At 56.6% G+C, this 19,354-nt stretch carries 21 protein-coding genes and 1 pseudogene; 13 read left to right on the top strand and 9 right to left on the bottom strand.

Annotation, left to right across the window (positions count from 1 at the left end; genetic code table 11):
* The first annotated feature begins 60 nt into the window (after positions 1 to 60).
* Positions 61 to 801, top strand: a complete 741-nt coding sequence (locus F1002_RS11485) for a 3-ketoacyl-ACP reductase (RefSeq protein ID WP_150429152.1) — start codon at positions 61 to 63, stop codon at positions 799 to 801.
* A gap of 38 nt (positions 802 to 839) precedes the next feature.
* Here the strand turns inward: F1002_RS11485 and F1002_RS11480 are convergent, their stop codons facing one another.
* Both F1002_RS11480 and mutS read right to left on the bottom strand, forming a co-directional pair.
* On the bottom strand, positions 840 to 1,802 hold the full coding sequence (locus tag F1002_RS11480; protein WP_150429151.1) for a metallophosphoesterase: 963 nt from the start codon (positions 1,800 to 1,802) through the stop codon (positions 840 to 842).
* Positions 1,799 to 4,402, bottom strand: a complete 2,604-nt coding sequence (mutS, locus tag F1002_RS11475) for a DNA mismatch repair protein MutS (protein WP_223879557.1) — start codon at positions 4,400 to 4,402, stop codon at positions 1,799 to 1,801. Before mutS ends, F1002_RS11480 begins: the two co-directional genes overlap by 4 nt.
* A gap of 168 nt (positions 4,403 to 4,570) precedes the next feature.
* Here mutS and F1002_RS21510 point away from each other — a divergent pair.
* Positions 4,571 to 4,816: pseudogene (locus F1002_RS21510) on the top strand (integrase arm-type DNA-binding domain-containing protein); the annotation flags it as partial.
* 311 nt (positions 4,817 to 5,127) lie between these two features.
* On the opposite strand, the gene rdgC reads toward F1002_RS21510, so the two are convergent.
* Entirely contained in the window at positions 5,128 to 7,548 is a 2,421-nt protein-coding gene (gene rdgC, locus F1002_RS11470; protein ID WP_223879575.1) for a recombination-associated protein RdgC, read from the bottom strand.
* Here rdgC and F1002_RS21235 point away from each other — a divergent pair.
* Positions 7,438 to 7,668 (top strand): hypothetical protein, encoded by a 231-nt coding sequence (locus F1002_RS21235; RefSeq protein ID WP_223879577.1) that lies wholly within the window; start codon positions 7,438 to 7,440, stop codon positions 7,666 to 7,668. The two genes, rdgC and F1002_RS21235, sit on opposite strands and share 111 nt — an antisense overlap.
* Here F1002_RS21235 and F1002_RS11465 read toward each other — a convergent pair.
* From F1002_RS11465 to F1002_RS11445, 5 genes are all read right to left on the bottom strand, one after another.
* Positions 7,665 to 8,816 (bottom strand): recombinase RecT, encoded by a 1,152-nt coding sequence (locus tag F1002_RS11465; protein ID WP_223879556.1) that lies wholly within the window; start codon positions 8,814 to 8,816, stop codon positions 7,665 to 7,667. The genes F1002_RS21235 and F1002_RS11465 overlap by 4 nt on opposite strands.
* Positions 8,817 to 8,982: 166 nt before the next feature.
* Positions 8,983 to 9,327 carry a hypothetical protein gene (locus F1002_RS11460; protein ID WP_150429149.1) on the bottom strand — a complete coding sequence of 115 codons (345 nt, stop codon included), beginning with the start codon at positions 9,325 to 9,327 and terminating at the stop codon, positions 8,983 to 8,985.
* Positions 9,324 to 9,614 (bottom strand): hypothetical protein, encoded by a 291-nt coding sequence (locus F1002_RS11455; protein WP_150429148.1) that lies wholly within the window; start codon positions 9,612 to 9,614, stop codon positions 9,324 to 9,326. Before F1002_RS11455 ends, F1002_RS11460 begins: the two co-directional genes overlap by 4 nt.
* Positions 9,615 to 10,234: 620 nt before the next feature.
* Entirely contained in the window at positions 10,235 to 10,471 is a 237-nt protein-coding gene (locus F1002_RS11450) for a hypothetical protein (protein ID WP_150429147.1), read from the bottom strand.
* A 75-nt stretch (positions 10,472 to 10,546) separates the two neighbouring features.
* Positions 10,547 to 11,110, bottom strand: coding sequence for a hypothetical protein (locus F1002_RS11445; protein ID WP_150429146.1), 564 nt, complete (start codon positions 11,108 to 11,110; stop codon positions 10,547 to 10,549).
* 98 nt (positions 11,111 to 11,208) lie between these two features.
* On the opposite strand from F1002_RS11445, the gene F1002_RS21505 reads away from it, so the two are divergent.
* Positions 11,209 to 11,427 (top strand): helix-turn-helix domain-containing protein, encoded by a 219-nt coding sequence (locus F1002_RS21505; protein ID WP_150429145.1) that lies wholly within the window; start codon positions 11,209 to 11,211, stop codon positions 11,425 to 11,427.
* Here the strand turns inward: F1002_RS21505 and F1002_RS20980 are convergent.
* On the bottom strand, positions 11,396 to 11,767 hold the full coding sequence (locus F1002_RS20980; protein WP_191090387.1) for a hypothetical protein: 372 nt from the start codon (positions 11,765 to 11,767) through the stop codon (positions 11,396 to 11,398). The two genes, F1002_RS21505 and F1002_RS20980, sit on opposite strands and share 32 nt — an antisense overlap.
* Before the next feature lie 111 nt (positions 11,768 to 11,878).
* Between F1002_RS20980 and F1002_RS21230 the strand changes: the two genes are divergently transcribed.
* From F1002_RS21230 to F1002_RS11400, 9 genes are all read left to right on the top strand, one after another.
* On the top strand, positions 11,879 to 12,895 hold the full coding sequence (locus F1002_RS21230; RefSeq protein WP_223879555.1) for a DUF1376 domain-containing protein: 1,017 nt from the start codon (positions 11,879 to 11,881) through the stop codon (positions 12,893 to 12,895).
* The gene (locus F1002_RS11430) at positions 12,892 to 13,545 is read left to right on the top strand and encodes a DUF6475 domain-containing protein (protein ID WP_150429144.1); all 654 of its coding nucleotides are present in this window, start codon (positions 12,892 to 12,894) and stop codon (positions 13,543 to 13,545) included. Before F1002_RS21230 ends, F1002_RS11430 begins: the two co-directional genes overlap by 4 nt.
* Positions 13,546 to 13,725, top strand: a complete 180-nt coding sequence (locus F1002_RS20975; RefSeq protein WP_191090376.1) for a hypothetical protein — start codon at positions 13,546 to 13,548, stop codon at positions 13,723 to 13,725. It abuts the gene before it with no gap.
* Positions 13,707 to 14,069, top strand: a complete 363-nt coding sequence (locus F1002_RS11425) for a helix-turn-helix domain-containing protein (RefSeq protein WP_150429143.1) — start codon at positions 13,707 to 13,709, stop codon at positions 14,067 to 14,069. The genes F1002_RS20975 and F1002_RS11425 overlap by 19 nt, the downstream gene beginning before the upstream one ends.
* 13 nt (positions 14,070 to 14,082) lie before the next feature.
* A complete protein-coding gene (locus F1002_RS11420; protein ID WP_223879554.1) occupies positions 14,083 to 14,517 on the top strand; it encodes a DUF1064 domain-containing protein in 435 nt (144 codons plus the stop codon).
* The gene (locus F1002_RS11415; protein ID WP_191090375.1) at positions 14,514 to 15,041 is read left to right on the top strand and encodes a terminase small subunit; all 528 of its coding nucleotides are present in this window, start codon (positions 14,514 to 14,516) and stop codon (positions 15,039 to 15,041) included. The genes F1002_RS11420 and F1002_RS11415 overlap by 4 nt, the downstream gene beginning before the upstream one ends.
* Positions 15,042 to 15,043: 2 nt before the next feature.
* Positions 15,044 to 15,796 carry a DNA replication initiation control protein YabA gene (locus tag F1002_RS11410; protein ID WP_150429141.1) on the top strand — a complete coding sequence of 251 codons (753 nt, stop codon included), beginning with the start codon at positions 15,044 to 15,046 and terminating at the stop codon, positions 15,794 to 15,796.
* On the top strand, positions 15,793 to 16,200 hold the full coding sequence (locus F1002_RS11405) for a hypothetical protein (RefSeq protein WP_150429140.1): 408 nt from the start codon (positions 15,793 to 15,795) through the stop codon (positions 16,198 to 16,200). The genes F1002_RS11410 and F1002_RS11405 overlap by 4 nt, the downstream gene beginning before the upstream one ends.
* Positions 16,201 to 16,391: 191 nt before the next feature.
* Positions 16,392 to 18,875: a hypothetical protein gene (locus tag F1002_RS11400; protein WP_150429139.1), complete on the top strand. Its 2,484-nt coding sequence runs from the start codon at positions 16,392 to 16,394 to the stop codon at positions 18,873 to 18,875.
* Positions 18,876 to 19,354 lie beyond the last annotated feature (479 nt).

Genomic DNA, 19,354 nt, shown 5'->3' with positions numbered 1-19,354 from the left:
CACGGCATCCGTTGTTTTTGCCAGTATGTAATTAATAATTATGTGCAAGGAGCGGTAATCATGAGCAAAAAAGTTGCCTACGTGACCGGTGGCATGGGGGGGATCGGAACGTCGATTTGCCAGCAGTTGGCACGGGATGGTTTTACCGTTGTAGCCGGCTGTGGCCCGAACTCGACGCGCAAGGACAAATGGCTCCAGGATCAGAGAGCCCAGGGGTTCGATTTCATCGCCTCCGAAGGGAATGTTTCCGACTGGGATAGCACCAAGGCGGCGTTCGACAAGGTCAAGGCCGAGGTTGGCGAGATCGATGTCCTGGTCAACAATGCCGGCATAACCAAAGATGGCGTTTTCCGCAAAATGAGTGTCCAGGATTGGATGGCGGTGATCGATACCAACCTGAATTCCCTGTTCTTCGTAACCAAGCAGGTTGTCGACGGCATGATGGATCGTGGCTGGGGGCGCATCGTCAATATTTCGTCAATGAACGGCCAGCGCGGCCAGTTCGGGCAAACCAACTATTCGACTGCCAAGGCCGGCATGCATGGGTTCACCATGGCTTTGGCACAGGAAGTCGCCAGCAAGGGCGTCACCGTCAACACGGTCTCGCCGGGTTATGTCGGGACCGACATGGTGCGCGCGATTCGTGAAGATGTGCTGGAAAAGATCGTCGCCACCATTCCGGTCAAGCGCCTCGGTGAGCCGGAAGAGATTGCCTCGATCATCGGCTGGCTCGCTTCCGACAAGGCTGGTTTTACGACAGGTGCCAATTTCGCCTGCAACGGCGGAAATTACATGAGCTGATGCCTGATCCGGCGCGGCGTTCCGCTGTGGATGCCGCGCTATTCGTGCCTTGCCGGCCAGGGATGGTTTTCGAAGCGGATCGAGGCGGGCGAGTCGGAATCGATGATTCCGGTAGTCCACCCCATGAAGGGCGAGCCGAAGGTTTCCACGCGAACGAAATTGCTCAGCAGCCGACCGGTTTGATCGCGCATCGGCTGATCGATCCGGTTCATGTGCGTATCGCCATGAACGGCGACCACCTGCCCCTGGAAACCTACTGTCTCGTCGCGCAGCGTATCGAGAAATTCGCGGTATGCGCGATGCGCCAAGCCTTGCGTATGGTGCTTGAAGCCGGGATTGGCTTGAAACAACAGGACCAGGCTTCGCATATTTTCGCGTCGGGCCAGCGCAAAGTTTTCCTTGAGCCAGGCGATGGTGGCTGGATGGCGGGCTGCATAGTCGGCACGCGGTATGTCGGTCATTCCCCAGTTATTGTTGCCGCCTGGCAGATTGAAGGTGACAAAGAGCGTCGGTCCCAGGCGAAAGCGGGCGTGCTCCGGGTAGGCGCCGGGTTGCCGTTCGAGTGTCAGCGTTGTCCGGCCAAGCGATTGATTCTTGCTCCAGAACAGACTGCGCAGCTTTGCCAGTCGTTCCTGCGGGTCGTAGCCACCGTTGCTGAGACGCTCGCAGTCTGTCCATTCGTTGTCCCCGGGAACGAAAAAGAAGGGCGCGCGACTGCTGTCGAATAGCTGGAAACGATCCGTGAATACCTCATCCGAGCACGGGCTCGAGCCGGACTTGAAGTCGCCGATATGTACGATTGCGTCGACCTTGCTGTCGGCAATGGCGGAGAGCATCTTCGGCAATTCCCCCCGCTCGTGGCTGTTGTAGGGCGTATCGCCGATCAGCGCGAATCGCCAGGTTTCGGCGACGGTGGGCAAGGAGATGGTGGCAAACGCCAACGCCGGCAGCAGTCTGCGGATGATCGATCCACCAGTCTTTGCCCGGCGATTGCCGATCAACGCAGTAGCCCTTTCAAGGCGTACAGGGCGTCGAGGGCTTCGCGCGGGGTCAGGCTGTCAGGGTCGATCGTCGCCAACCGGTCGACGACCGGATGCGGTTCGGGCTCTACCGGTTCCGGCTCGCCCTGGGAAAAGAGGTCGGGCTGCAGCGGATCGATGGCGGCGCGCTGTTCGAATTCGCGCAGCTGCTTGCGGGCGGTGCGGACGACGGCAGCGGGGATACCGGCCAGTGCGGCGACCTGTATCCCGTAACTCTGGTTGGCCGGGCCTTCTTCGACGGCATGCATGAAAACGATGCGGTCGTTATGCTCGACCGCGCCGAGGTGGACGTTGGCAAGTTCCGAATACTCGTGCGACAGCCGGGTAAGCTCGAAATAGTGCGTGGCGAACAAGGTCAGGCTGCGGTTTTTCTCGATCAGATGGCGCAGGATGGCGAAGGCGAGCGCCATGCCGTCGAACGTCGAGGTGCCGCGGCCGATTTCGTCCATCAGCACCAGGCTTTGGTGTGTTGCGTGGTGCAGGATGGCTGCGGCCTCGGTCATTTCGACCATGAAGGTCGAACGCCCGGAAGCGAGGTCGTCGGAAGCGCCAATGCGGGTGAAAATACGGTCGAGCGGACCCAGAACACATGATTCGGCCGGCACGTAGCTGCCAATGTGGGCAAGCAGGGCGATCAGCGCCACCTGGCGCATGTAGGTCGACTTACCACCCATGTTCGGACCGGTGATCAGCAGCAGGCGGCGGTTGTCGGCGAGCAGGCAATCGTTGGCAATGAAGGTTTCGGCCTGATTCACCAGTTCGCCCTCGACCACGGGGTGGCGACCATTGACGATATTCAACTGCGTTTCGACGGCAAATTCGGGCTTGCACCAGTTGCGCTTCAGGGCCGATTCTGCGAATCCGGCCAGCAGGTCGAGCTGGGCCACCGCGCGGGCAATGCCTTGCAGGGCCGGGACGACCGGCAGCAGGGCATCCAGAATCGCCTCGTAGAGCAGTTTTTCCCGCGCCAGCGACCGCTCCTGGGCTGACAGGGCTTTGTCCTCGAAGGTCTTCAGCTCGGGGGTGATGTAGCGCTCGGCGTTTTTCAAGGTCTGGCGGCGGCGGTAGTCGTCAGGAATCTTGTCAACATTGGCGTGGGTGACCTCGATGTAGAAGCCATGCACCTTGTTGAATTCGACCTTGAGACTGGAAATACCGGTCCGCTCACGCTCGCGAGCTTCCATGTCAACGAGGAAGGCGCCGCAGTTGTCGTTCAGCGAGCGCAGTTCATCAAGATCGGGGTCGTAGCCCGAGGCGATGACGCCACCGTCGCGCACCTGGGCACCGGGTTCGGCGGCGATGGCACGGACCAGCAATGCGAGTGCGGTGGTGGGTACTTCCAGTTCGCCGAACAGGTGCTCAAGCAATGGCGCTGATTGTTCAGCCAGGGGGGCGCGTAGTTCCGGCAGACGAGTCAGCGACTCACGCAAGCTGGCGAGGTCGCGCGGCCGAGCATTGCGCAAGGCGATGCGCCCGGCGATACGCTCTATATCGGCCATGCCGCGTAGTGACCTGCGAACGTCGCCGGCGAGTCGGCCATAATCTTCGAGCAGCCCTTCGACCGCGCCATGCCGCAATGCAGGGATATCCCGGTCGCGCAGCGGGTGGTGCAGGGTATGCCGCAGCAGTCGCGACCCCATGCTGGTCACGCAGTTGTCGAGGAGCGAGTAGAGGGTCGGGGAGGGCTGCCCGCGCAGGGTTTCGGTCAGTTCCAGGTTGCGTCGGGTGGCGAGGTCCAGGCCCAGGAAGGCACCTTCCAGTTCGACCGTTAGCCCGCGCAAATGCGTCAGCTTTCCGGATTGCGTGGCCTGGGCATACTGCAGAAGCGCCCCGGCGGCAGCGATGGCCGGCCTTAGGCCCTCGGCACCGAAACCTGCCAGCGAGGCGACTTCGAACTGGTCGCATAGCAGGCGTCGTGCGGAGTCGAAATCAAAATACCAGTCCGGTTGCCGGGTCCGGGCCGCGTCGCTGGCGAAATTCGGCGTCCAGCTTTCGGGATAGAGAATTTCCGCTGGACGTATGCGTTCGAGCGTCGCGGGAAGCTGCTCGGCTGCTACCTCAATTAGGATGAATTCACCGCTGGCCAGGTTCAGCCGTGCAATCCCGGCTGTATTCCGGTGTGTGGTGAGGGCAAGCAGCCAGATATCCTGCTTGTCGTCGATCAGGGCAGCATCGGTCAGCGTACCGGGCGTCACGATGCGCGCAACAGCGCGTTCGACCGGCCCCTTGCTGGTGGCCGGATCACCTATCTGCTCGCAGATCACCGCCGATTCGCCCATCTTGACCAGGCGCGCCAGGTAGGGTTCCAGAGAATGAAAGGGAACACCGCACATCTTGATCGGTACGCCAGCAGACTGGCCACGCGTGGTCAGTGTAATGTCGAGCAGTCGCGCGGCCTTTTCGGCATCTTCATAGAACAGTTCGTAGAAATCACCCATCCGGTAGAACAGCAGGGTATTCGGATGGTTTGCCTTGAGCGCCAAGTACTGCTGCATCATCGGGGTATGCTTGGGTTTTTGTGTTCCTCCAAGATCCTGATTTGCGGTGGTTTTTTTATTCATTGCTCTGATCTTATTGTCTTATTTCCTGATTTCTTATTGTCAGGATTTCTTTTCCGCTCTTGTCTGCACATGACTAAACTTGCTTGTTGAGTGTAGGTTTTTCGGTGTATTTTTCGCAACCTATACCGTTGTTTCGGGTTGTGGTTAAAAACTATACCGGAGAAGCCTATGACGTTCGATGCCAGGGCAATCAAGTTGCTCTTGCCTGGCCAGCATATTACCAGTTCAGATTTTCCAGGCCTGCGCATTATTGCCGGGGCTGATGATTTGCGCACTTGGATCTATCGCTACCGCTCTCCGGTCGATGGCAAGTTGCGCCAAGTGAAAATTGGAAATTGGCCGGCTAAGTCTCTTCATCTAGCCATTGCGGATTGGGACGGTCTGAAGAAACGGCGCGATGCTGGAGAAGATCCTGCGCTTCAATCCAGGATTGCGCGGAATGAACGTCGCCTTGAGGAACAAGCCAGGCTAGAAAATGTCAGGCTGTCATCCTATACCGTGCGCGATGTTGCCCTCGACTATTGGGAGGGTCATGTCCTCAAGACCAGGAAGCAAAAAGGGGCGACAGAGGTAAAGCGCATGTTCGACAAGATGCTTGGTGAAACCGGAAATCTCCCGGCTGCCGAGATCACGCGCGCCCAGGCATTCGACCTGATCAGCGAACACGGTGCGGTAAAGCCCGTTGTGGCCGGATATCTGCGATCAGAGTTGGGGGCGGCGTGGGATTATGCTATCGACGCCGGCCGGCTGCCTGGTGAAACTCCAAACTGGTGGCGGGTTATTCTGCGCGGAAAATTGAAATCTAAGGGAAAGCGCATAGGCGGTGAGAACATTGGTACCAAGAAGCGCGTATTGACGCCGGAAGAGACTGGAAAGCTGATCAATTGGCTCCCCAATTTCACGCGCTTGATTGATGACACTCTGACGCTATACCTATGGACAGCATGTCGCGGTGTTGAAATCCTGGGGGCGGAGGGAAAGGACATCATCCAGGAGTCTGACGGCCTGCATTGGTGGGTGATAAGCGCCAGCTTGGTCGGCAGCTTGCCGGCTGCCAGGTGCGATTTGATTTCGGCATGAACTTCATCGCCGAGCGGGTGACGCTTGAAGGCGACGACGGCCTTTTCCTCGCCGCAGGCCTTCAGTTCGCAGTCGCGATCGATGGTGAATCCTTGCGGCGCATCGCCGCCAGCCAGCCAGTCGGCCATCGCCGACATCGGCGATATCTGCGTGTGCAACGGCTTGAGCGGGAATACATCAAGGCAATGCCGCAGTTGTTCGATGACTTCTTCTGCCTTGGCCTGGCTACCGGCATCGACGACAAACCATCCATTCGTCTGGTCGATCCAGACAAACGCGGTGCGCTTCTTTGTGAAGGCGCGCGGCATCAGTTCTTCGGTGACGCGCTCCTTGAGTTCGCGCATGGCTTTTCGGCCAGGCTTGAATCCTTGCTCTTCTTCCAGCTTGTCGGCGCGCTCGCGCACTTCGTCATTGACCACGGACGAGGGCAGGATGCGTTCTTCTACCTGAAGCGCGATCATGATCTGGCGGTTTCCGGAATACACAAGGGCGCCGTCGTTACGCGGCGCTATCCATCCGCGCGACATCGGCTGGTTGCTGGCGCATTTCTCGAATGCACCGCGCGCCAGTTGTTCTTCCAATTCAGCGATGCTGATATTCCAGCCGGCATGCAGGCGGTAGATTTGCAGGTTCTTGAACCACATTTTCTTGATCCTGTTTTGATGGGGTGGGGCTACTGACGGCGGGGGTGTGGAGGGAGGAGGTTTGCCGCGTTCGCCCCGTTGATCATTAATTAAGATTTTGAAATTCGAGAATCTTTGCGAGGACGTTTGTTGCTGTTCTGCTCTTTGATGGTTGACCGCCTTCGCTGCTTCAGCCTGGGAGGCTACGATCTGCTCATTCGCCTTGGCCTTGGCCTTGGCCGCGGCCTCCGCTTCGATCTTCTGGCGGTGCTCGGCAACGCGCAGCTTAATGATGGCGGAGAAGGCTTCCGGTTCCTTGGTGACGATGTGCTTCAGGTCATAGAACAGGACGTCGCCGAACTCATCAATGAATGGCGTGGCGAATTCGATATTGGTCGCGATCAGGGCAGCAAAGCGATCTGCTTCGACCTTCCCATTGGCCAGCGCCGTTTCCATTGCATCGCGCAGCGTGGCGACGGTGCGCTTACCCTTCATGCGGCCGAAGAAGTCAGCCTTGATGATGGGCATGTAGCCTCCGACCTTGACATTCAGTTTCGCTACGTAGGCGGCAAGGGCCTGCTGTCCTTCCTGCTCGATTTCGTTGCGGATGGATTGCTTCTTGTTTTCGACGGTGCGACCCAGCTCCAGGCGCTTGCTACGCATTTCCGCCTTGATGTTGTCGATCGTGCGGAACAGTTCGTCGATAGTCGATGTCTGAGCTAGTGCTTGAGACTTGACCAGTTCGAGCGTCTTCTCGCCGTTCTCCAGGAACTTGACCATGTTTTCGGCATCGGCGAAATCCTGGTCCGTCTTCAGTTCGGTGTTGATGGACTGGATACGATAGGTGACGACGGCCTGCCAATCCGTGAGGTTGGTATTGGTCACCTGGCCGACCAGTTCAACAGTCAGCGCCGGCAGGTCAGCAATGGGGGCAGCGACAGGCTTGGGCGGTTCGACGGTCGGGACGTAGTCAACCAGGTCATTCTCGAACTGATTCCAGCCTGCATCGAGGCGTTCAAACCATTCGGTATCAGGACGAATTTCAAGCCATTCGAAGTTGTCCGTAGTGCCATCGGAGCATACGAAGATCACGCGCTTGGCCCCTGTCACTTTCATGATCTGCTGGCACTGCGGCTGATGTTCTTCGGGGAGGACGCCATTGCGGAGCGACTGAGCCAGTTCGGAATTCCATTGCTTATGCTCAAACGCAGTTTCGCCATCCATCGTCAAGCCATCGCAGGAGGCCGACTGCTTGCCGAGCGAATAGGTTTCCGGGTACAAATCGTCGCCAATCATCTTTTCGACAATGGGGCGAGCCATGGCTTCAACGGCATGGCCGCGATCGAGTACGTGTTCCTGAACCCAATCGCTGAATTCCTTGGCGAGGCCGGTGTGCTTGATGCGCAGCAGTTCGCTGCGTTTCACCTTGGAGGAAAGCCCCAGCATGGCGGCTGCTTCGCTGGCGCCGTTATGTTCGAGGCGGAACTGATGCCATTCGGCAGTTCCTTGGGTGAGTGCGTGACAAATGCGTTCCATTTTGGACTCCGTAGTGGGTGGCGTTAGCCGGCGAGCTCAGCCCGGCGTTGCTTGTAGAGATTGCCGAGTTCGGCGCGCTGTTGCGGGTCTGCGACTTCGCCGATCAGGTCCGCCGCTGCATCGAGCAGATCGATATCGCCGGCCTTGTTCAACTTGTCGGATACCTGGGCGTAGGTGACGACGATTTCACCGCTGGATTGCGCGGACGGACCGGGGAATTCGAGAATCTTTTTCTGCTGATCGGCGGTCAGTGGTGCCTTGGAGTTGGCTGTAGCAATCACCTGTTGCGGTGTTTTCTTGCCCTCGGCGATCAACTTCTTCCAGCCCGGCAGGTTGCGATTGAAATCATCATCCGAGTAGCACAGCGTCTGCTCTTCGCGCATTTCCGGCTCGGTATCCAGAACGATGCCGTTTTCAATGATGGCGGCGCGGCCGGCCTCGCTGGCATGGCTGATAGCGATAGCATTGGATAGCTCGATCGACTGCGGCATGTACTTCAGCACCTGGAGCAACGGGATTTTTCTGGCGTACATTTCCCAGTCACGGAAGCTGTAGTGGCTCTTGCCAACCTTGTTGTATTTGTCGCGGTGCTTGACGATTTTAGAAACACGCCAAAGCTCGATAATCGGCATAGAGGAATCCTTTACCCAGCCGATTGAATAGGCATGCGTGATGTCATCCGGATCATCAAGGTCAGTTTCGTTATGAATGATCAGGTCGCGGCGAGCCCCATCCAGCCATGTATATTCCTGATCCTTGAAGATCACGCCGGTATATACCGTTCCACGACCAGAGCGTGACACCAGGTCGACCAGACCTTTCCAGCCTGGGACGAAGGTGCATGTGCGGCCATAGGGAACGAGAAATCCCTGGCCATTAACGCCGGGTTCCAGGCCAAGCTGGCCAGCCGTCATGATCGATGCGGCGATGCTCTTCGGATCGCACTCCTGCAGCTTTGAATTCGTGCTGAAGGAGGTGAGTGCCAGGCGTGACATGCGATCAGCGGAAAGGTGCTTGGGAATGGCCAGGGCAAGTTGGGGCTTGAACTTGTCCATGAAGCCGCTGAATGCGGCAATGGGGTTTTGGGTTGCGACACTGTTACTCATATGTTCCTCGCTGGTTGATTTTCCGATTGATCCATTTGAGGGAATCGTTTGTTGCGTTCCTTTTCCCACTCTTCAGGTGTTTGCATCCTGAAACCATTGCCAAGACGACTCGCCGGCATGGTCAGCATCGCTACCTGACCAAGCATTTCGTCCCATGACAGACCGTTGCAGCACTTTCCGTTTTCGTGAACGTCGTATCCGCACGCCCCATCTTCTACGGTGATAGTTATTGTTCTCATGATCTGGCTGCCATCGCGGAGGCCTTGATTTCCGCCCTGGCAAAACGCGCGGCGGTATCCGTGTTGGTGTAGATGCTGTACAGCGCCCGGGTCATCGCCATGTCGACGCGCTCGTCCAGACTGGCAACGTCGGAAACCCCGAACGACTTCTTCTTGCGCAGGTTGGTCAGTTGATGACCTTCCGGGGGGCGGCGAGTGGCAATCGCATAGGCTACGGTGCGGTTCGGCGCTTCGATCTCTTTGCGTACCAGGCCGAAACCATCGGAGTAGGTCGCGGTATAGACCGCTACCCGGGAAACGCAGGGGGCGCTCAACATGCCGGTGAAGTTGCAGACCATCACGCGATCCTCCACACGTTGCAGCTACGCTTCAGTTCCAGGTAGCGACCGCGAACACGATGCCATTCGCGGCGGCAGGCGATGCGGGCCAGGGTGATACGGTTGATGGTTTCCGGATCCCGAACGACGGCAAGCGCTTCTTCTTGACCGTACATCGTCACTTCGAGAGCGCGAAGTTGGAGCAATAGAAAAAACAGGGTGATCAATTTCATGACTTCCTCCTGATAGGCGCCGGATACGACCCCCGGCCTATTGGCACCTTCACGCGTGCCGTTAGCGTTGTGAGACATGGGTTACTCGCCGGTGATGCTTAGGTTGCTGCCCACAGTGATCTCCTTGGCGGGTGACTTCGGAATCAAGTTTATAAAACACTTAACCGACAAGTCAAGTGTTTGTTAAACATTTTGTGATGGGCGAAAAAAAACCGCCGAAGCGGGTTTTGGTTTTTGCGACTGGCAGGGATAATGCCAATGACACATTCAGGAGGTTGCTATGAAGTTAATCCCATTGGTCTTTGCTGTCTTACTCGCAGGGTGCGCATCTGCCACAGTTGTTCAGTCGACCCATAAGGGCGTTGTTATCAAGCACGGAAACTCGCAACCCGGGATGGATTCTGCCTTTTCCAAGGCGGCTGAAGAGTGCGGGCGTTATGGGAAAACGCCGTTCATGGTCAGTCAGTCTTGCCGAGGTCAGTGCAATACGCAATTCCGGTGTGAAGACTGATCGATATGCATATATACTTAGGCGTCTATGCCTTTAGTCTAATTGCATGTCATTCAACTATGATGTAAAAAGCAATAAAAACCCCGCATAAGCGGGGTGGGGGAGGGGAACGTACCGTCGTACATTCCGGAGTGTGATGTCGCACACTCAGGGCCGAGTGTTCTTAGCTCCTCGGAATTTCCCAGTTTTAATCGTCAAGCGCCATTTTGAGTTTGAGTTTAAAAAGCTCAAGGTTTGCTCGCTCATGTTTGACGGCATTGCCGGCCATGATAACCGATGAATGACCGTCATTGCGCTTTGTCAAAATGACTATTGCACCTTCAAATTCCCTGTCTTTTGCCTGCCGCAACGCATCTCTGATTGCATCTTTGGTTGCTTCGTGATTTGCGCGCGATAGATCGTACAACTTGACGTTCGAGGCCATTTAACAGCTCGCAGTATATTACCTAGGTAATATACCACGCGCCAAAATATTTGTGTTTTTGTTACATTTCGAGAATTATATCTTTCGTCTGTCACTTTTCCGGCGATCTGTAGATACGTCGCTGCTTTCATATTTTTTGACCAGCCCAAGGAACTCATTTTTCCCTTCCTTGTTGACGTCTTCTGGTTCGGTGTCGGATTGATCTTGCGAGCCGTTAGATTCGTTTTTGCTCGCGTATAGGTCTAGGCCAAGAATTCCATTGAGCGCATCCGGCCCTAGAGCGGATTCGTTAGACGGAAGCGATTTTCGTAATAGCAACTCCGCAGCGGTTAACACATCCTCCATGCCGCCGGCCTGATCAAGTCTTGAAATCACGGATATGAGTTTTATGGCCTGGGGCGACAGTGAATAGCTGTTTTCGGTGCCGCCTCCTGTGACTGCGTTATCAACGTCCTTGTCGAGATAACCATCACCCATCCCGTATTGATTCTCAAGCCGCCTAGCGGCTTTTTCTCCGAACGGTGCCTTACCTCTGATCAGTTGCGATAGGTAGCTCTTTTCGGCAGCCGGAATAGGCCTCTTCGAGAACCATTTTGCAAGGTTATTCCTGCGGGTGGCGGCGATTAGTTGCTTGGTCATGGGGCAAGTTTGGTTAGTGATTTCTAAACAAGCAAACACTTGACTCCGCGTTTAGTGTTTAATAAACTCCGTGGCATCTGATACGGAGCGTACATTCCATGGACTTGAAGAGCCATTTTTCGAATCTAGAACGTGGTGAAGCAGCACGAATCGCCCGAGAAATGGGTATCTCAGCATCGTATTTGTCGCAGATGGTTTCCGGTGACGCGCCGATTTCTCCTCAACGTGCTGTGACGTTTGAGAGGGTTCTTGGGGGAGCAGTCACCCGCAAGGACATTTACCCGGTTAGCCAAGGAGGCCGGAATGCCGCTCGCTGAATGGGTGCGCAACCTGGTCATGATTCGTGTGTGGGGCGTTGATCGTGTGGCCAGTATGCACGCCGATCGACTGCGCGTCGTTGCCGGAATCGGGAGAGATTGAGGCGTGACGAAACCCCGTAAAAGCCACGGCTATACCGAAGAGGAATTGCAGCGCATGTGCCAGGGAAAGCATCGCTGGCCGGATGCTATGTCCGCGCGTGCTGGTGCCATGCAATCCCTCGAGCGCCGTCCGGAAACCAAGCGCCTGTTTCACTATCGCTGCCCTGCGTGCGGCGGGTACCACCTGACGCGCACAAAGCAGTTCAACCAAGAGCCCGTCGTGGCGGAGAAATAGCATGGGTTTCGATATCGCAAAGCGCGTGCTTGTTACGCTATTCGACAGGGTTCATGTCTTGATCCTGGTGCTGTTTTCAGTTCACCCGGATGGTCGGTTTGAAGGGGCGGGTGAGTGACAACTGAACCACTGACGCCCAGCGGTTGCGACTTGCGTGGGTTCCCGTTCATGCCTCTTGATGTGGTCAGGCTTCGAGACAGCGACATTGCCGCCATTTCGTCAGGCGATGAATTCCGCTGTGCCGTGCTGTTGTGGTGCGCTTCATGGCACCAGATCCCGGCCGCTAGCCTTCCGGACGACGACATTATCCTGGCGCAACTCGCCGGTTTTGGTCGCGTCGTCAAGGAATGGAAGAAAGTCCGCGAGGGAAGTCTGCGCGGCTGGGTGAAGTGCAGCGATGGACGACTATATCACCCCGTTGTTGCGGAAAAAGCCAATGAAGCATGGGCTAGAAAGCTCGAGCAGGCCTGGAATACCGAGTGCGCGCGGATCAAGAAAATCAACCAAAGACATGAACTGACGGGCGATTCAGCCATTCCGTACCCAACTATCGAACAGTATTTGTCCCCCAACTATGAGCCTCCGAAGGCACCGTTCAAAACAACGGCGTCCCCAGGGACAAAGAAGGAATGTCCCGAGGGACAAGGTGCCGATGTCCCGGATACGTCCCTCGGGAAACGCAATCCAATAGACAGAGACAGTGGACAGAGACAGGGACAGGGAGAATTAAGTAAACAATCATCACCCGAACTTCAACCATTGGAGGGGCAGCTTGAGCCGGATGTGACGAACATTCCGGACCCGCCCCGGGCAGAAAGCCAGTGGATGATATGGTTCAATCGCGTGGCCGGTACCAGCTTCGATGCCGGCAGCCGTTTCGATCGGGAATCGTTGTGGCCGATCTTCAGGCGCTGGTGCGATAGCGGCATCACCCAGCAGCAGATGCGCGATGCGCTGACCAAGGCGCATGCCGAGGCGACTGAGCCCATTGCCTGCCTTCCGAAGTACGTCGATCGCGTCCTGGCGAACAGCCAGGCACCCAAACGTCAATCCGTACAGCGTCAATCACCAGGGCAGAAGACTGCCGAGGCGGCTGAACGTTGGCTGGCATCCCAAGGAGTCACCCCATGACGCAAGCCCGTAGCTCCGTGCGCTTTGCGCGAGCCCTCGCTGCCCTGGCCGAGTATTACGTCCGCGACCTGTCCGAAGGCGTGATCGCGCTTTACTGGCAAGGCTTGAGCAAGTATCCGGTTGAGGATATCGAAGCCGCGATCATGCGCCATCTGCAAAATCCGGACAGCGGACAGTGGATGCCGAAGATCGCCGATATCGTTCGGATGATCGAAGGGACGACGCAGAGCGCGGCAGCCCTGGCGTGGGCCAAGGTGATGCGTGCGGTTGGTGCGGTCGGTATGCACCAGTCCATTGTCTTCGATGACCCGGTGATTCACCTGGCGATTGATGACCTGGGCGGATGGCCGAAGCTGTGCCAGTGCCGCGACGATGAATTGCCGTTTTTGCAGAAGCGGTTTGAAACGAACTTCAGGGCGTACAAGACGCGCGGCGATGATATCCCGCCACACCCTCGTTACCTGTGCGGATTGAGCGATGGGGAGAATCGCATTGCCGGCTTCCCGGTGGATCCTCCGCGCCTGGTCGGTGACTTGCAGAAGGCCAAGCAGGTTTTCAGCGGTGGATCCGATGCGTCACGGCTTGCCGTCCATGTCTCGGAAGTACCGGCCTCTACGTTGTTGCGCTTGGTCGGTAAATCGGCGGCATGAATGACCGAGTATCGATCACGGAATCCGACCTTCAAGGAGGCGGTGGAGATCATCACGAATTGCTCGAGCCGGCGCGAGCAGATCAGGCAACTTCAGTTCATGGAACAAACGCAGGGCAGAGAGTTTGCCGAAGGGGTAGCGGCAAAGGTGAAGGCTTCCGGGTGGGTAAAAAAGTCGTGAATCAATCGATTTCGTTTTCCGTGGTGTCGATGTTGAGCGATATCGCCGAGTCCAGGCAGCCATCGAAGAAATCTCAGAAGTTCAACCCAAGGCCGGCCGGCGTCATCCAGCCAGGCAGCGCAACGGAAGCCGTGCTTGGTTTCCTGAAAGACTCACCGGGACTGAAGACGGAAGCGCAGATCATTTGGGCCACGAAGTTTTCCCATTCCGCTGTGTCGTGGGCGCTGCTCCGCTTGCGGGCCTGGGGAATGATCGATGCTATTGCCGATCCATCGCGGAATTCACGCTACCTGCGCTACAAAGCCACGGCCGAAGCGTCGAACCAGGTGAAATCCAATGGGTAGAAACGCGATACGCATGTCTCCCGAGCAGCTTCTGAACGTCAGGGAGCGTATCGCGGGTCGAATGACGGCGATCCAGATGCGCGACACGCCAGCCGAGAAGGTGCAGCGCAAGGGCCAGAAATACGGAAACGAGAAGGTCATCGATCGCGGACAGAAATTTGACTCGAAAGCCGAGCATCGCCGCTTTCTGCACCTCGAGCTACTTCAACGGGCCGGCGAGATTTCCGACCTTAAGTCACAGGTTGAGTTCTTGCTGATCCCCGAATTGGAAAAGCCAAGCGGCGGAAAGGAGCGGCCGACGAAATACCTGGCCGACTTCACCTACAACGACCGCCAGGGGCGATTGATTGTCGAGGATGTGAAGGGCGCTGTGACGCCTGAGTTTCGGCTGAAGCGAAAGCTGATGCTGCACGTTCATGGGATTGAGATTCAGGAGATTCGATCGTGAGTGCGAAGAACGAACACGGACTTACGCCGCAGCAGGAGAAGTTCGCTCATGAGGTAGCCAAGGGGAAGAGCCTGGCCGATGCGTATCGGGCGAGCTACAAGGCCGAGCGAATGAAGGCGGAAACCATCTATGCCAGGTCTTCCGAGCTTGCCGCCGACAGTAAGGTTTCGGTAAGGGTGCGCGAAATTCAGGCAGCCGCCGCCGATCGCGCCGAGTTGGATTCGGCCGAGATCATCCGCGAGATTCGCCGGGTAGCGATCTCCGATATCGCTGGGATCATGCACCAAGACGGCCGCGTGAAACTACCGCACGAACTGGACCCGGTAACGCGCGCCGCCGTCGCATCCTTCGAGATCGATGAATACGGGCGGATCAAGTACAAGTTTTGGGACAAGGGAAACGCCTTGGAGAAGGCGGCGAAGATCCTCGGGCTATTCGAGAAGGACAACAAGCAGAAAACCGATCCGCTCGCCGATTTGCTGGCTTCGTTGAGCGGGAATGTATTGGGACCAGTCAAGGAGTGAAAATGAACATTAGCAGAGAGCAAATACTGGCGCTTGCCGAGGTCAAGACGACCAACGTAAGCGTTGAGCTCTATGTAGCAGGCGTGAAAGCCCGTGAGTGGCTGGGTTGCGGAGACTGGAATGTTGATGCCGCACAGAAGATTGCGGATGAAATCAACGGGAAGGCTGTGATCCGCGATGAAGCGGCTATCGAAGCCTACAAGGCGGAATTGCTGAAGGGAGCCGGGGAGCCGGTTGCTTGGCTTTGCTGGTTGGACGGCGATGATGAAATGCGGATACCGGACGCCGCAATAACTGGCTACGAGCCGAAAGCGTATAAAAACAGGACTCCGTTATTCACATCCGACCAAGTAGCCACAGCAGTAGCAAGGGCAACTAAGCCGCTGGTAAGTGAGATTGAGCGGTTGAAGCGTGCGTTGAAAATTGCAAACGAACTGCTTGATCTTGACGGCCCGAGGGACGCCTTCGACGTAATAGCCGAACTCCGCACCCAACTCGCCGCCGCGCAGGAAGAAATAGCCGAGATGCGTGCCGACCATCTGAAACTTGTCGAAGAAAACCACTCTCTACGGGATCAACTCGCCAAGGCAGAGCAGCGAGTCGCTGAGGCTTGCGCTTTGACCTATCTGGAAGATTACGACCTAACAGATATTGCTGAGCGCGTCAGAGCCGGCGAATACCGCAAGTTCATGAAGGGAGTCTATCTTATCGCCGGCAATGGTCAGTATGTACGGTTTGACAAGGTGAAGCCGTGAGCAAACGCATCAAGCCTCGTTGGCTCGATCGCGCCCTGGTTATTTCGTCGCATTACCTCACGCTCTGCACGACAGAACGCGGATACCGAAAAGTGCTGAAGCACTTGAAAATCCCAAAGGAAAGCCGCCCGGCATTCGTCATCAACGACCATTCTCATGCGTCGGTTCATTTCTTCTGCGGACCTCAAGGCAAGCAAGCTGCCGTCGTCTGCATCCGTGACTTCGATGGCAAGGATACGGAAGCGGTTCAGGCCTTGATCGTCCATGAAGCCGTGCATATCTGGCAGGAGATTCGGGAACACTACGGTGAGAAGGCGCCGAGTAGCGAATTCGAGGCATACGCGATCCAGGCGCTGACCTTGAACCTGCTGACTGAATTCAACCGGCAGACGCGGGGTAAGTGATGGCCGTTTGTACCTATGACAATCCGGCGACGATGGCCAGGGAATGCTGGGAAGACGGTGTATTGCTATGCCACTACCAGTTTGATCTTCTGCGCCCATTTGCAAAAAATCCGATTCCGGCCAAAAACTTCTTCTTCGGCGCAAATATTGGTCCTTGGAAGTTGGGTCAGATGGTTGGCGATCCTGAAGCAATGGTTGGGTACCAGCTGTTCGAAAAGCTGGCCGCACTGTGGCGGGAAAAGAATCCGGCCGATGCGCTGCTGTCGCGCAATATCAATCAACAATCGGCTTCCCAGCGCGCCGAAGAAATCATCCAGAAACCGTCGGCTACCTGGCGTCCTGTCGACGCCGTGTTGCGTACCGTGACGCATGCTGTTCGCCTCGATGCGATGACTGGCACGCTCTACGACAAGGCCGGCGCGCTGATCGATCGTTTGACGCCGGAGATCGTCAAGGCCGGCGTGATCTCCGATTACGGGCTGCCTGAAGCGGTAGTTGACCGGCGTGTGATGATGCAGGGAAAGATGCGCGTTCAGTTGCGCCAGACCGGCGAACTGCTTGAAAACCTCTCGACGCTGACGCGCGCCGAAAGCCGGGTTGCCTATGAGTGGATGAACAACGCAGATCCACAAGCTGCCGCCTATTTTGAGGCGCAACTGCCGCCTGAATCGCTCAAGGTCATGGAAGAAGTAAAAGGCATGATCGATAACCTGTCCGAAGAGGCTGTCAGCCTTGGCCAACTGGATCAGGAAACGTTCAACCGCAACCGCTTTGAATACCTGCGCCGTTCCTATATCAAACACACGGCAGAACTGACCAAGAGCGAAACGGCCAGCCGCAAGCGCGCGATTGCCATCATGGGCGATCAATACAAGGGTCGCGGCATGACCGATGCCGTGGACATGGCCAAGTTCAAGAACATCGCGCCGGAATGGTGGAATCGCAAGCTGAAGAATGGCCAGGCCGACAAGCAACTGCGCGGCGAGAAGTTCGTCCGCCTGGAGCGTCGTCAAGCGTTCGGTGCCGGCGTGATGGATCTCGAGCAGGCTGCAGGTCCAGGGGAAACTAATCGTCAGCAAAAGGGCAGGCTGTTGGAGGTGATCTATTGGCCGGCGAATGAGGCTATTCCGGCCAAGTTCTCTACCTGGGAGCATGCCGGAACTTGGGAGGTGCGCGATACCAAAGGCGGAAAGCTGGTGGTGTGGCGCGACTTCACGAAGCAGGAGCGGGTGACGATGGGCGAGATTGACGAGGCGCGCTACGCGATCGCCAAGACGCTGCATGGCATGATTCACGACGTTGAAACAGGTCGTTACCTGGAATGGCTGGCCAACACCTACAGCAAGCAACTGGCTTCCGATGTGCCTGGCGATCTCGTTGAGGCATCCGAGCGCATGCGCGATACCTTCAAGCCTGGCGAGTGGGTTCAAGTCCCTGAAACCAAGATCGCCGGGACTCAGGTGCTGAAATACGGCAAGCTGGCCGGCCGCTACATTCCGGGTCCGATCTGGAATGATGTCCGTCAGACAGTTGGTTTCCGCTTCAAGCCGCTGGGAGAAACCTACGCCGCTATCCTGAGTGCCTGGAAGACGGCCAAGACGGCGCTCTCGCCGGCCGTGCATACAAACAACGTCATGGCCAACTTCGTCATGGCGGATTGGCATGATGTGACGGCCGGCCATATCGCCAAGGCCTTGCGCATCATCCTGGGGGCCAGCCAGCGCGAAGGGCGCGGGTTGATCGGACGTACAGGAAACGGACTATCGCGTGCCGGCATGCGTGATGCCGAAGCTGCGCGCGAGATCATCAACCGTTACCAAGAATCCGGGGCCAATCTCGGTAGCTGGGTTACGGCCGAAATCCAGAAGGATCAACTCGAGCCCTTGCTGGAAGCGATGGAAAAGGAACTCGGCACGCTGGGCGAAACGCAGGGCGGGCAGGTTGGGGTAATGGTTGCTCTGCAGAAGGCGCTACAACTACGCTTCCCGTCAGCCTGGGAGGCGTTCAAGCCGACCGCGGCCGGCAAGGCGATTCGGACCGAAGCAGGCTCCCTGATCGATCTCTACGAGGCCGAGGACCAGGTATTTCGCTTGGCTGCCTGGCTGCGCGCCAAGGAAGAAGGGGCCAGCGATATCGCAGCCGGCAAGGTGGCTCGTCGGTCGTTCCTGGATTACCACATCAATGCGCCGTGGGTTCAGGCTATGCGCAACACGGCATTCCCATTCATCAGCTTCACCTATCGCAGTATTCCGATGCTGCTCGAGGTCGCAGCCAAGAAGCCGCACAAGATACTGAAGCTGGTCGATCATCTGTACAAGGCTTTCGCGCCGAACATCATCATCCTGCCGGGCACCTACGCATTCTCTGGCGTGGTTGATGCCGGGTCGGGGCGTACCGATTCGTTCGGGCGTGAGCAGTCGGTACCGCAGGCGATCGGTGCCGGGTTTGGTATCAAAGTCGGCAGCTATCCAGATGATGTGCTAACGCTGAATGCTAAACGCGCCGCTGAAGCAAAGATGATGGAGATTGAGTCCAACATCACGCAACTGAAGCGCGAGTATGCCCGTAACGGCATGACGGCTGATGAATTCGCCCGCAAGGTGGATGATCAGAACCAGAAGAAGCTGAAGATCGCAAACGAGTTGCAGGAAAAATTCACCCCAACACGGAGGTAGTTGCCATGCCTGGACAAGTCATTAATCTCAACGAGTGGAAGGCCGGTCATCATCCAGTAGTGCGTTGTGCGAACGCCATGATTCGCTGCTGGTGGAGTTGGGCAAATTTATTTTGTTCGCCCTGGTACCTGAAATATAGAGGTATAGGAATTGGTGTAGGTTTTGACTTACACCGTCCTGAAACGACCATATAACGGCGTTAAGCACTCATGCATCATGGGGGTATGCTTGGGCTGCTCTTTTGATTCTTTAACCATTTGATTTTATGTAATAGTTTTTATGTTTTCCTGTGGTTTCCGGAGGGCTTCCTGAAACCAGGAAAATCTTAACGAAGATGTCTTTCTGGAATAGGGTGATTATCCCTTCAATACAGGCATCGCCCAAGTTTTGGCGGTGATTTTAAGGGCTGATCCCGGCTACAGGGGAAGCAATGGACGTTGTTTCATGTCAGTGGGAGGCGGAAAAAGAAAAACCCTGCC

Origin of the sequence: Dechloromonas sp. CZR5, assembly GCF_008711155.1 — a bacterium.
Taxonomy (GTDB): Bacteria; Pseudomonadota; Gammaproteobacteria; order Burkholderiales; family Rhodocyclaceae; genus Azonexus.
Note: the sequence above shows the minus strand (reverse complement) of the source record. Positions and strands in the feature narration are given on the sequence as shown.

Bases quoted from the DNA above. Each gene is read 5' to 3' on its own strand.
- F1002_RS11430 (WP_150429144.1), top strand. From the start codon at position 12,892: ATGACGCAAGCCCGTAGCTCCGTGCGCTTTGCGCGAGCCCTCGCTGCC.
- F1002_RS21235 (WP_223879577.1), top strand. From the start codon at position 7,438: ATGGCCGCGATCGAGTACGTGTTCCTGAACCCAATCGCTGAATTCCTT.
- F1002_RS11445 (WP_150429146.1), bottom strand. From the start codon at position 11,110: ATGACCAAGCAACTAATCGCCGCCACCCGCAGGAATAACCTTGCAAAA.
- F1002_RS11485 (WP_150429152.1), top strand. From the start codon at position 61: ATGAGCAAAAAAGTTGCCTACGTGACCGGTGGCATGGGGGGGATCGGA.
- F1002_RS20975 (WP_191090376.1), top strand. From the start codon at position 13,546: ATGACCGAGTATCGATCACGGAATCCGACCTTCAAGGAGGCGGTGGAG.
- F1002_RS11410 (WP_150429141.1), top strand. From the start codon at position 15,044: ATGAACATTAGCAGAGAGCAAATACTGGCGCTTGCCGAGGTCAAGACG.
- F1002_RS11420 (WP_223879554.1), top strand. From the start codon at position 14,083: ATGTCTCCCGAGCAGCTTCTGAACGTCAGGGAGCGTATCGCGGGTCGA.
- F1002_RS11450 (WP_150429147.1), bottom strand. From the start codon at position 10,471: ATGGCCTCGAACGTCAAGTTGTACGATCTATCGCGCGCAAATCACGAA.
- F1002_RS20980 (WP_191090387.1), bottom strand. From the start codon at position 11,767: ATGCTATTTCTCCGCCACGACGGGCTCTTGGTTGAACTGCTTTGTGCG.
- F1002_RS11400 (WP_150429139.1), top strand. From the start codon at position 16,392: ATGGTTGGGTACCAGCTGTTCGAAAAGCTGGCCGCACTGTGGCGGGAA.
- F1002_RS21505 (WP_150429145.1), top strand. From the start codon at position 11,209: ATGGACTTGAAGAGCCATTTTTCGAATCTAGAACGTGGTGAAGCAGCA.
- mutS (WP_223879557.1), bottom strand. From the start codon at position 4,402: ATGAATAAAAAAACCACCGCAAATCAGGATCTTGGAGGAACACAAAAA.
- F1002_RS11455 (WP_150429148.1), bottom strand. From the start codon at position 9,614: ATGTCTCACAACGCTAACGGCACGCGTGAAGGTGCCAATAGGCCGGGG.